12 protein-coding genes are annotated in these 10,916 nt (G+C 71.5%); 7 read left to right on the top strand and 5 right to left on the bottom strand.

What is annotated here, in order from left to right; all coding sequences use genetic code 11:
• Positions 1–348: an STAS domain-containing protein gene (locus tag ACFWW9_RS37000; RefSeq protein WP_390387020.1), complete on the top strand. Its 348-nt coding sequence runs from the start codon at positions 1–3 to the stop codon at positions 346–348.
• Here ACFWW9_RS37000 and ACFWW9_RS36995 read toward each other — a convergent pair.
• A complete protein-coding gene (locus ACFWW9_RS36995) occupies positions 329–1,321 on the bottom strand; it encodes an alpha/beta hydrolase (RefSeq protein ID WP_390387019.1) in 993 nt (330 codons plus the stop codon). The two genes, ACFWW9_RS37000 and ACFWW9_RS36995, sit on opposite strands and share 20 nt — an antisense overlap.
• Positions 1,322–1,393: 72 nt before the next feature.
• Between ACFWW9_RS36995 and ACFWW9_RS36990 the strand changes: the two genes are divergently transcribed.
• The gene (locus ACFWW9_RS36990) at positions 1,394–1,972 is read left to right on the top strand and encodes a TetR/AcrR family transcriptional regulator (protein WP_390387017.1); all 579 of its coding nucleotides are present in this window, start codon (positions 1,394–1,396) and stop codon (positions 1,970–1,972) included.
• A gap of 34 nt (positions 1,973–2,006) precedes the next feature.
• On the top strand, positions 2,007–2,699 hold the full coding sequence (locus ACFWW9_RS36985; RefSeq protein ID WP_390387015.1) for an RraA family protein: 693 nt from the start codon (positions 2,007–2,009) through the stop codon (positions 2,697–2,699).
• Positions 2,700–2,706: 7 nt separating this feature from the next.
• Here ACFWW9_RS36985 and ACFWW9_RS36980 read toward each other — a convergent pair whose 3' ends face one another.
• Positions 2,707–3,078 carry an STAS domain-containing protein gene (locus ACFWW9_RS36980; protein WP_390387014.1) on the bottom strand — a complete coding sequence of 124 codons (372 nt, stop codon included), beginning with the start codon at positions 3,076–3,078 and terminating at the stop codon, positions 2,707–2,709.
• A 493-nt stretch (positions 3,079–3,571) separates the two neighbouring features.
• Between ACFWW9_RS36980 and ACFWW9_RS36975 the strand changes: the two genes are divergently transcribed.
• From ACFWW9_RS36975 to ACFWW9_RS36965, 3 genes are read left to right on the top strand one after another with little or no spacing between them, the layout of a single operon-like run.
• Complete coding sequence (locus tag ACFWW9_RS36975; RefSeq protein ID WP_390387013.1) at positions 3,572–5,935, top strand: glycoside hydrolase N-terminal domain-containing protein; 2,364 nt, start codon at positions 3,572–3,574, stop codon at positions 5,933–5,935.
• A gap of 51 nt (positions 5,936–5,986) precedes the next feature.
• Positions 5,987–6,655, top strand: a complete 669-nt coding sequence (locus ACFWW9_RS36970) for a response regulator transcription factor (RefSeq protein ID WP_390387012.1) — start codon at positions 5,987–5,989, stop codon at positions 6,653–6,655.
• Entirely contained in the window at positions 6,648–7,703 is a 1,056-nt protein-coding gene (locus tag ACFWW9_RS36965) for a sensor histidine kinase (protein WP_390387010.1), read from the top strand. Before ACFWW9_RS36970 ends, ACFWW9_RS36965 begins: the two co-directional genes overlap by 8 nt.
• Here ACFWW9_RS36965 and ACFWW9_RS36960 read toward each other — a convergent pair.
• The 3 genes from ACFWW9_RS36960 to ACFWW9_RS36950 all read right to left on the bottom strand — a co-directional run bounded on the left by ACFWW9_RS36960 (position 7,700) and on the right by ACFWW9_RS36950 (position 10,325).
• Positions 7,700–8,458 (bottom strand): ABC transporter permease, encoded by a 759-nt coding sequence (locus ACFWW9_RS36960; protein WP_390387009.1) that lies wholly within the window; start codon positions 8,456–8,458, stop codon positions 7,700–7,702. The two genes, ACFWW9_RS36965 and ACFWW9_RS36960, sit on opposite strands and share 4 nt — an antisense overlap.
• Positions 8,455–9,231: an ABC transporter ATP-binding protein gene (locus tag ACFWW9_RS36955; RefSeq protein WP_390387008.1), complete on the bottom strand. Its 777-nt coding sequence runs from the start codon at positions 9,229–9,231 to the stop codon at positions 8,455–8,457. The genes ACFWW9_RS36960 and ACFWW9_RS36955 overlap by 4 nt, the downstream gene beginning before the upstream one ends.
• A 521-nt stretch (positions 9,232–9,752) precedes the next feature.
• A complete protein-coding gene (locus ACFWW9_RS36950; protein WP_390387007.1) occupies positions 9,753–10,325 on the bottom strand; it encodes a TetR/AcrR family transcriptional regulator in 573 nt (190 codons plus the stop codon).
• 85 nt (positions 10,326–10,410) lie between these two features.
• On the opposite strand from ACFWW9_RS36950, the gene ACFWW9_RS36945 reads away from it, so the two are divergent.
• Positions 10,411–10,916, top strand: a 506-nt coding sequence (locus ACFWW9_RS36945; protein WP_390387006.1) for an NAD-dependent epimerase/dehydratase family protein, incomplete at its 3' end; no start/stop codon positions are given.

Here is a 10,916-nt window from a genome sequence, read left to right as displayed (position 1 = left end):
GTGACCGACCAGACGTTGACCGTCACCCTCGACCCGCGCCCGACCGGGCCCGCCGTCGTGGCGGTCGAGGGCGAGCTCGACCACCACACCGCCCCCCAGCTCAGCGAGGTGCTCGACGCGGTGGGCGAGCGCGGCGTCGTCGTCGACCTGACCGGCCTCGCCTACTGCGACTCCACGGGCATCAGCGTCCTGGTCATCGCCTACCAGCAGGCGCGGGCCGCCGACACCCCGTTCGCCCTCGCGGGCCTCAACCACGAGCTGAGCCGCGTGTTCCAGATCATGGGGCTGGACAAGGTCCTGCCGTTCCACCCCACCGTCGCCGAGGCCGTCACCGGCCTGCCGCGGTGACACCGGGTCCGACGAGGTAGCTCCGGAGGAACCCGGCGACCTCGGCCCGCGCGACCTTCGCTCTCGGCACCACGCCGGGCATGCTGAGGAACGCGTGCGGCGCTCCGGGGTGCTCGGTCGACCGCACGGGCGTCCCGGCGGCGCGCAGCCGGTCGACGTAACGGCGACCGTGGTCGGCCACCGGGTCGAGGGTCGGCACCACCACCAGTGCCGGGGCGAGCCCGCTCAGGTCGTCGGCGCGCAGCGGGGACACGGCGTGGGCGTCGGCGCCGGGCGGGACGGCCAGCCGTTGGTACAGCCGGATCTGCGCGGCGGTCAGGGTCGGGCTGTCGGCGTGCTCGGTCATCGACGCGTGGTCGAACGCCGTGTCCGTGACGTCGAGGGCGGGGTTGACCAGCACCTGGGCGCACAACCGCAGGCCGGTGTCCCTGGCCCGGAGCGCGGCCAGCGCGACGACCATCGCCCCGTTGCTCTCCCCGAAGACCGCGACCCGCGCCGGGTCGATCCCCCACTCCGCGGCGTGCCGCACGACGTGCAGCAGCACGTCCCAGCCGTCGTCGACGGCCGCCGTCAACGGCGTTCCCGGCGCGAGGAGCCGGTGCTCGACCGACACGACGACCGCGGGCAGCCGCGCGGCGAGGTGGCTGGTCACCCAGTCGCTCTGCGCCGCCGTGCCGACGAACCCGCCGCCGTGGACGTGCAGCACGAGCGGCAGGTCGCCGCCGCGGTCGGCCGTCGGCCGGTGCACGCGGACCCGGATCCGGCGATCGGCCAGGTCCACCTCCTGCCACCGGATCACCGCGCCGCGGTCCGGGAAGCCGGTGACGATCCGCGCGAGCCGGGACGCCCGCTTGCGGTTCTCGGCCTCCCGGTAGGTCACCAGGTCGTCGGCCGTCATCGCCGACCAGTCCCGGTCCCGCCCCAGCGCGTGCAGCAGCCGGACGCCCAGCGGCGGCCGTTCGACGTCGTCCACGTGATCCCCCTCCACAATTTCGCTACCGTTAGTATCGATACCGATCGTAGCGCAACTGGCTATCGTGTGGCCATGACTCCGGCGACCGCCCGTCCTCCCGGCCGACCCCGCGTCGGCATCGACGCCGCGGTCTTCGCCGCGACGCTGGCGACGGTCCACGAACTCGGCTACGCGGGCGCGACCATGGACCGGGTCGCCGCCGCGGCGGGGGTCGCGAAGACGACGCTCTACCGCCGCTGGGAGTCGAAGGGCGTCCTGATCGTCGACTGCCTGCTCGACGCGCTGGGCCCGGTCCCGCTGGAGGGCTCCGACCGGGTCGAACTCCTGTCGTCGGCCATCCGGTGGACCGCGGCGAGGATCGCCGAGCCCGGAGTCGCCGGGGCGTTCGCGGGCGTGTTCGTGGACGCCGTCAGCGACCCGGCGCTGCGCCAGGTGCTGGCCACGCGGTTCCAGGCCCCGTACCTGACCGCGTTGCGGTCGGTGCTGGACGAGCCGGACGACCGGATCCTGCTCCTCGTCGACGTCGTCGTCGGCACGCTGCTGCACCGCGCGGGCATCACCGGAGCGCCGATGGTCGACGCCGACGTGGACGCCCTGACCGCGATGGTGCTGCACCAGTTCGCCGCCCCCGGCGGGACGGCCGCCCGGTAGGGTCGGAGAGTTGCCCGCACCTGGGAGGACCGCCGTGCTGAAGGCCTTCGCCGACCTGTCAACGCCGCTGCTCGCCGACGCGTGCGTCCGGCTCGGCGTCCCACTGCGCCTCGCCCCGCCCGGAGTCGGCGCGGTCACGCCCGGCCACCGGGTCGCGGGCCGGGTGCTGCCCGCGCGCCACTACGGCAGCGTGGACGTGTTCCTGGAGGCGTACGGCCGTGCCGAGAAGGGCGACGTGCTGGTCGTCGACAACGGCGGCCGGACGGACGAGGCCTGCGTCGGCGACCTCACCGTGCTGGAGGCCCGCGCCTCCGGCGTGGCCGGGCTGGTGGTGTGGGGGCTGCACCGCGACACCCCGGAACTGGTGGAGATCGACTTCCCGGTGTTCAGCTACGGCTCGTACCCGGCGGGTCCGGTCAGGCTGGACCAGCAGGGCCCCGACGCCCTCGTGAGCGCGCGGTTCGGGCCGCACACCGCGACCGGCGACGACGTCGTCTTCGGCGACCGGGACGGCGTGCTGTTCCTCGCCGCCGACCGCGTCGACGAGGTGCTCGACGTGGCGCACGGGATCCGGCGGACCGAGCGCGCGCAGGCCGAGCGGATCGAGGCGGGCGACACGCTCCGCGCCCAGACCGCGTTCGACGACTACCTGACCCGGCGCGCCGCCGACCCGACCTACAGCTTCCGCCGCCACCTCCGCCGGATCGGCGGCGCCGTCGAGGAGTGACCGGGCGCTACGCCAGCGCCTCGGGCAGGCTGCGGTACAGCTCCAACGTCTGGTCGAGCATGGTGGCCCGCAAGGCGCGCAACGGGTTGCGGGCCGGGGCCACCACCCGCAGCGGCCTGCCCCGGCGAACCCCGAGCAGGTGGTACTCCACCAACAGCGACAGCCCGATCGAGGCGAGGAAGTCCACACCGGTCAGGTCGACGACCACCGGGCCGCCCACCTCCTCGCGGTACGCCCCGGCCAACTGCTCGCCGAGGTCGTCGGCGGTGTGCGAATCCACCTGCCCGGCCGCGTTCACGACAACGGTGTCGCCCCGCACCTCGCGCCCGACCCGCAGCGGCTCGACCCGCTCGTCCTGACGATCTTCTCCGATCGACACACGACCTCCCGACGTCGTCGTCCTGGTTCCCCCTCAACCTAGCTGGTGGCCGAGGTCGAGGACCGATCAGCCGCACGCGTCACCACGGGCATCGCACGGGATCCGTTGGCACGGCTCGACATCCGCGTGCCGGGAGTGCGGGTCCACCACGACAGGCATTCCCCCCGGCGGGCACGGCGGCCCCACCGTCGTTTTAGGACGGTCCTCCAGACGAGCCGAAGGAGGAAGATCCAAGAGCGGCAACGTCCTGGCATGACCGCGCACCCATTCACGACGGTCACGTCGAGTGATCACCGGGCGATGTCGTCCCCTCGTCAACGACCTCCTGACCGGATCCCCTCCCGCACACGGAGCGCGGTCGACTGTTGACATCCAGGAAACACTCACCATAATTCGTAACATCGGAGCAATACCCGCTCCCCGGCCCGCAGTCCGGTCCAGAAGTGGACAGAAGGCCCTAAAGATCCGATGAATGCTCGGAAAGGGATCGACCGTGCCCGAATCCTCCCGTCGTGACTTCCTTCGCCTGACCGGAGCCGCGGGCGCGGGTCTGGCGATCGTCGGCGCACGGCCGTTCGCCGCGCACGCCGAGCCGGAGCGCCCGGCGGGCGCCACGCTCGTCCCCGACTCCGAGGCCACCACGCTCTGGTACCGCACCCCCGCGAGGGAGGACCAGATCATCCGGGAGGGCCTGCCGATCGGCAACGGCCGCTTGGGCGCGCTGGCCGGGGGCGATCCGGCCGACGACGTCCTCTACCTCACCGACGGCTCGTTCTGGTCCGGCGGGCGCAACGACGTGCCGACCGACGACGGGCAGCTGCACTACGACGGCGACGGGTTCGGCAGTTTCGGCGTGCTCGCCCAGGTCCGGGTGAGCCTGACCGACCACACGTACTCCGACTACCGCAGGCAGCTCGACCTCAGCAACGGGGTCGTGTCGGCGTCGTACCGGGTCGACAAGGCCCGCTACCGGCGGGAGGTCTACGCCAGCCACCCGGACGACGTGGTCGTCCTGCGCCTCACCCAGACCGGCGGCGGCAGCCACAGCGGGTCGGTGTCTCTCGTCGGCACGCACGGCGAGACCACGGCGGCGAGCGGCTCGCAGGCGAGCTTCACCGGGGCGCTGGCCAACGGCCTGAAGTACGCCGCGGCCGTCACCGCCGTGGGCGTCGGCGGACGGGTGCGCACCGACGGGGCCAAGGTCACCTTCGACGGCTGCCGCGAGGTGCTCGTGGTGATCTGCGCGGGCACCGACTACTCCCCCGACGCGGCGAAGGACTTCCGCGACCGGACCGTCGACCCCCTCGCGCTGGCCCGTGCCAAGGTCGCCGCCGCCGCGCGCGTCGCGGGCGTCAAGCTGCTGGCCACGCACGTGAAGGACTACCGCGGGCTCTACGACCGGATGACGATCGACCTCGGCAAGTCCTCGCCCGTGCAGCGCGCGCTGGACTCGTGGTCGCGGCTCGCGGTCCGCTACACCGACCCGACCACGCCGGACCTCGAACTCGAGGCGTCCTACGTGCAGTACGGCCGGTACCTGACCATCACCGGCTCGCGCGACGGGCTGCCGCTGAACCTCCAGGGGTTGTGGATCCACAACAACAACCCGGACTGGTTCGCCGACTACCACACCGACATCAACGTGCAGATGAACTACTGGCTGGCCGACCCGGCCGGTCTCGGCGAGTGCGCCGACGCGCTGGCCGACTACTGCGTGTCCCAGCTGCCGGTGTGGACCGACGTGACGCGCAGGCTGTTCAACGACTCGCGCAACCGGTTCCGCAACAGCAGCGGGAAGCTGGCCGGGTGGGCGATCGCGTTCTCCACCAACATCAGCGGCGGCAGCGGGTGGGTCTGGCACCCGTCCGGCAACGCGTGGCTGTGCAACTCCCTGTGGCGGCACTACGAGTACAGCCAGGACCGCGCTTACCTGGAGAAGATCTACCCGGTCCTCAAGGGGGCGGCCGAGTTCTGGCAGTCGCGGCTGATCCCCACGACCGTGACCGACGCGAACGGCGCGTCCCGCGAGGTGCTGGTCGACGACACGGCCTGGTCGCCCGAGCACGGCCCGGACGGCAAGGGCAACACCTACGCGCAGGAACTCGCCTGGGACCTGTTCGCGAACATGCAGGTCGCCTGCGCGCGGCTCGGCAAGGACGCCGACCTCGCCGCCGCGCTCAAGGACCTCCAGTCCCGCCTCTACCTGCCGCGCGTGAGCCCGAAGACCGGGTGGCTGGAGGAGTGGATGACCCCGGACAACCTGGGCGAGACCACCCACCGCCACCTGTCGCCGTTGATCGGCTTCTACCCCGGCGACCGCATCGCCGCCGACACCAGCTCGAAGGAACTGCTCGACGGTGTCCGCAACCTGCTCGTCGCCCGCGGCATGGACAGCTTCGGCTGGGCGGTCGCGTGGCGCTCGCTGTGCTGGTCCCGCCTGAAGGACGCCGACCGCGCGTACCAGTCGTACCTCACGGTCCTGCGGCCGTCGATGAACAACGGCAACGGCACCTCGGCGAACTTCTTCGACATGTACAGCCAGGGCAGCTACACGATCTTCCAGATCGACGCGAACCTCGGCGGCGCGACCGCGGCGCTGGAGATGCTCCTGTACTCCCGTCCGGGCGTGATCGAGTTCCTGCCCGCGCTGCCGCACGCCTGGGCGGCGACCGGGTCGGTCACCGGCGTCGGCGCCCGCGGCGGCTTCGAGGTCGACTTCCGGTGGCAGGACGGCAAGGTCACCCGCGCGACCGTGCGCAGCGTCGGCGGCACCACGACCGAGGTGCGCGCGGGCAAGTGGCGTCGCACCATCACCTTGCGCCCCGGCGAGTCGACGGTGCTGGTCCCCGGCCGCTGAGCACGACCTCACCCCGCCGCGCGCCCGGAGCCGACCGCCTAGGCTTCGGGCATGCGCGTGCTGATCGTGGAGGACGAGCCGTACCTGGCCGAAGCCGTCCGGGACGGCCTCCGGCTGGAGGCGATCGCCGCCGACATCGCGGGTGACGGCGACACCGCGCTGGAGCTGCTCGACGTCAACTCCTACGACCTCGCGGTCCTCGACCGGGACATCCCCGGCCCGTCCGGCGACGAGGTGGCGCGGCGCATCGTCGCGTCCAGCAGCGGCATCCCGATCCTCATGCTCACCGCCGCCGACCGGATCGACGACAAGGCGTCGGGGTTCGAGCTGGGCGCGGACGACTACCTGACGAAGCCGTTCGACCTGCGGGAACTGGTGCTGCGGTTGAGAGCGCTCGACCGCAGGCGGGCACACGCCCGGCCGCCGGTCCGCGAACTCGCGGGCCTGCGGCTGGACCCGTTCCGGCGGGAGGTCTTCCGCGACGGGCGGTACGTGGCGCTCACCCGCAAGCAGTTCGCCGTGCTGGAGGTCCTGGTCGCCGCCGAGGGCGGTGTGATCAGCGCCGAACAGCTCCTGGAACGGGCGTGGGACGAGAACGCCGACCCGCTCACCAACGCCGTCCGCATCACGGTCTCCGCGCTGCGCAAGCGACTCGGCACGCCGTGGCTGATCGCCACCGTGCCCGGCGTCGGCTACCGGATCGACACCACCGGTGCCTAGGCGGCCGGGGCCCAGCGCCCGCCTGAAGCTCACCCTCAGCTACGCCGGAGTCGTCATGGTCACCGGGGCCGTGCTGGTGGCCGTGGTGTGGTTCTCCCTGCTGCGCTACCTGCCGGACAACAGCAAGGGCCTGCTCGGGATCTCCCCCAACCAGTACCTCCTCTCGCGCATCTTCGGTCGTGCCGCCGCCACCGCCCTGATCGTCCTGCTCGTGGTCGGCCTCGTCGGCGGCTGGTTCCTCGCCGGTCGGATGCTCGCGCCCCTCACCAAGATCGCCGACGCGGCCCGCGTCGCCGCCGACGGCGAGCTGTCGCACCGGATCCGCCTCGAAGGGCGGCAGGACGAGTTCCGCACCCTCGCCGACGCGTTCGACACCATGCTCGAACAACTGGAATCCCACGTCGCCGCGCAGCGGCGGTTCGCCGCGAACGCCTCGCACGAGCTGCGCACACCGTTGGCGATCACACGGGCGCTCCTCGACGTCGCCCGCGACAACCCCACCCCGGACCTCGTCAACCGGCTCCACGCCGTGAACACCCGTGCGATCGACCTCACCGAGGCCCTCCTGCTGCTCAGCCGCAGCGGAACGGTCACCCACGAGCCCGTCGACCTCTCGCTCCTCGCCGAGGAGGCCGCGGAAACCCTGCTCCCCCAGGCCGAACAGCGCGGGATCACCCTCGACGTCACCGGCGAGCCGACCCACGCCGCGGGCTCCCCGACGCTCCTGCTCCGGATGACGACGAACCTCGTGCAGAACGCCATCGTGCACAACCTCCCGGCGGGCCGGGTGACCGTCCACACCGGATCGTCGGCGGGCACGAGCGTGCTTTCGGTCGAGAACACCGGCCTCCCGGTCCCGCCGGACCTCGTGCCCACGCTCGTCGAACCGTTCCAGCGCGGCGCGGAACGCGTGCGCGCCACCGAGCACGACGGCGTGGGACTCGGGCTGGCCATCGTGCAGAGCATCGTCCAGGCCCACCACGGCACGCTGGACCTCGTCCCCCGGCCCGCGGGCGGGCTGCTCGTCACCGTCCGGCTTCCGGCCTAGGACAGCTTGCGGCGGTACGCGGCCGTGGCGAGGAGGTACGCGACGACGAGGACACCCGCGCACCACACGAGGGCGACTACGACGTCGCCGCCGACCGACCGTTCGTCGAGCAGGCCGCGGAGAGCGCCGACGACGGCCGTGACCGGCTGGTGCTCGGCGAAGAAGCGCACCGGGCCGGGCATGGTGGCCGTGGGCACGAAGGCCGAGCTGACGAACGGCAGGAAGACGAGCGGGTAGGAGAACGCGCTCGCGCCCTCCACCGACTTCGCGGACAGGCCGGGCAGGACGGCGATCCACGTCAACGCCAGGGTGAACAGGACCAGGATCCCGGCGACCGCGAGCCACGCCGACACCCCCGCGCCCGAGCGGAACCCGACGAGCAGGGCCACTGCCAGGACGACCACGAGCGAGATCAGGTTGGCGACCAGCGACGTCAGCACGTGCGCCCACAGCAGCGCCGACCGGGAGATCGGCATGGACTGGAACCGCGCGAAGACGCCGCTCTCCAGGTCCGTGAAGAGCCGGAGCGCGGTGTAGGCGACGCCCGACGCGACCGTGATGAGCAGGATGCCGGGCAGCAGGTAGTCCACGTACGAGTCGGCCCCGGTGTCGATCGCGCCGCCGAAGACGTAGACGAACAGCAGCATCATGGCGACCGGCATGATCGCGGTCGTGATGACGGTGTCCACGCTGCGCGTCACGTGGCGCAGCGACCGTCCCAACAGGATGGTGGTGTCGCCGAGGAACCGCGTCATGCCCCTTCCCCCACGAGCGCGAGGAACACGTCCTCCAGGGTCGGCTGCTTCTCGACGTACTCGACCTTGACCGGCGGCAGCAGTTCCTTCAGCTCGGCCAGCGTCCCGTCCACGACGATCCGCCCCTCGTGCAGGATCGCGATCCGATCGGCGAGCTGCTCGGCCTCGTCCAGGTACTGCGTCGTGAGCAGCACCGTCACACCACCCGCCGCGAGCTCTCCGACGGCCCGCCACACCTCCAGCCGAGCCCGCGGATCAAGCCCGGTCGTCGGCTCGTCGAGAAACACCACCGGCGGCTCCCCGACAAGACTCATCGCCAGGTCCAACCGCCGCCGCAACCCACCCGAATACGTCGACACCCGCCGCCCAGCGACATCGCTCAACGAGAACCGCTCCAGCAGCGAGTCCGCCACCCGCCCAGGCTCGTCAAGATGCCGCAACCGCGCCACCAACACCAGGTTCTCCCGCCCGGTGAGCATCTCGTCCACCGCGGCGAACTGCCCGGTAAGACTGATCGACTCCCGCACACCAGCCGGACAGGTCGCCACATCAAAGCCGTTGACGCTCACCACCCCCGCGTCAGCCTTCAACAACGTGGCGAGAATCTTCACCACCGTGCTCTTCCCCGCCCCGTTGGACCCGAGCAAGGCGAACACACTCCCCCGCCCCACCTCAAAATCCACACCACGCAACACTTTCAGTTCCCCGTAGGCCTTCTCCAGCCCAACCACACGAATCACGGGCTCACCAACTTGATCGACCACCACGTCCATCCCCCTACTACTCGGTGACACTTACTACCGGTACATAGTAATACCGACTAGCGGCGCGAGCGCAAGGGAAACAAGAAGAACGAGCTTGTTGCGCCAAGCCTCGACCCGTGTCGACCAAGGGTTCAGAGCGCCTCGATGCCAGCGAACCAGCCGAGCGAAGCGCCAGCCCTACTCGACCGGGTCGCCAAAGGCACCACTCCAGAGCGCCTGGCACAGCCACCCGTGAAGCGACCCGCGCCTCGCGACTCGCCACTAGCGGGTCAGCCGAGCGAGGCGCTCAGACCACCAAAGCAGGCCGGACGAGGTAGTCGGCAGCAGCGGCCTCCGACCACACGACACAGCCGACCCCAAAGCAGGCGCATTCCGGCACGACTCCCCACCAGAGGATCAGCCGAGCGCAGCGCTTGCACCACCATCCACAAGGCCACCAAGGCTGGCCGGGCGAGATAGTCGGCAGTAGCGGCCTCCAACCCCCGGAGCGGCGACGCTTGGAGGCGAGGACGCGCCTGGATATCAGCAGGTCAGCCGAGTGAGGCGCTTGCTGCTCGCAGCTCGTTCAAGGCTGCCAGGGCGTGGTCGGCGAGGTTGCTGGTGGGGTCGGCTTCGGACCAGGCTGCGTAGCCGCGTTTGAAGGCCAAGACTCCGAGTTCGCTGGCCAAGGCGGCGGTGGGGTCGGGGATGCCGCGAGTGGTCAGGGCCTTTGTCATTGCGGCTGCGAGGCTGACGGTTTTGAGGGCGTCGCGTTCCTGGAGTTCGGTGCTGGCGGCGACTGCGGCCTTGAGGCGCGGGGCCAGTTCGCGGTTCAACGGGCCCATGGCGGTGGAGGCGCGGCGTAGGCCTGCCGCTACCGCCTCCAAGGGGGTGGCGTCGGTGGGGGCTTCGGTGATGCCCTCCGCCAGTAGGCCGCTCAAGGTTTCCTGGCCCGCGACCAGCAGTTCGCGCTTGTCCGGGAAGTGGCGGAAGAAGGTGCTCTTGGTGACGCCTGCCCGCTCGGCGATCTGCGCGACCGTCGTGGCGTCGTAGCCCTGCTCCGTGAACAGGTCGACGGCGGCCATGACGAGGCGTTCCCGCGCTCCCGGTTCCCATCGACCCATGCGACCATCCTAGGCGACGGGACCTTTGTCCCGTCAGCCTGGTACGGTGACGGGACAAGAGTCCCATCACTTGCGGGAGAGATCCATGCGTGTTTTCGTCACCGGTGCGACCGGCCTGATCGGGTCCGCCGTCGTCGCCGAACTGCTCGCCCACGGCCACACCGTCCTCGCGCTGGCCCGTTCCGACGCATCCGCGCGGGCTTGCGAGGCGGCGGGGTCCGAGCCGCTGCGCGGCGCTCTCACCGACCTGGACGTCCTGCGCGCGGGCGTCGCCCGGACCGACGGAGTGGTCCACCTGGCGTTCGGCAACGACTTCAGCACCCCCGAAGCCCTCGCGCGGGCGGTCGCCGAGGAGACCGCCGCCCTCACCACCCTCGGCGAGGAACTGGTCGGCACCGACCGCCCGTTCGTCACCGTGTCGGGCACGCCCGCCGCACCGAGCCGCGCCTCCACGGAGAACGACCCGGTGCCGACCGACGGCCCGGTCGGCGGCCGCGGCCGCGCGGTCACCGCCGTCCTCGCCCTGGCCTCGCGCGGGGTCCGCAGCACCGCCGTGCGCCTGCCCCGCACGGTCCACAACGAGGGCACGGG

The organism is Umezawaea sp. NPDC059074, assembly GCF_042738955.1.
In the GTDB taxonomy this organism is placed as follows: Bacteria; Actinomycetota; Actinomycetes; order Mycobacteriales; family Pseudonocardiaceae; genus Umezawaea.
The sequence above is the reverse complement of the archived record's forward strand: the minus strand, read 5'-3'. Positions and strand labels throughout refer to the sequence as shown.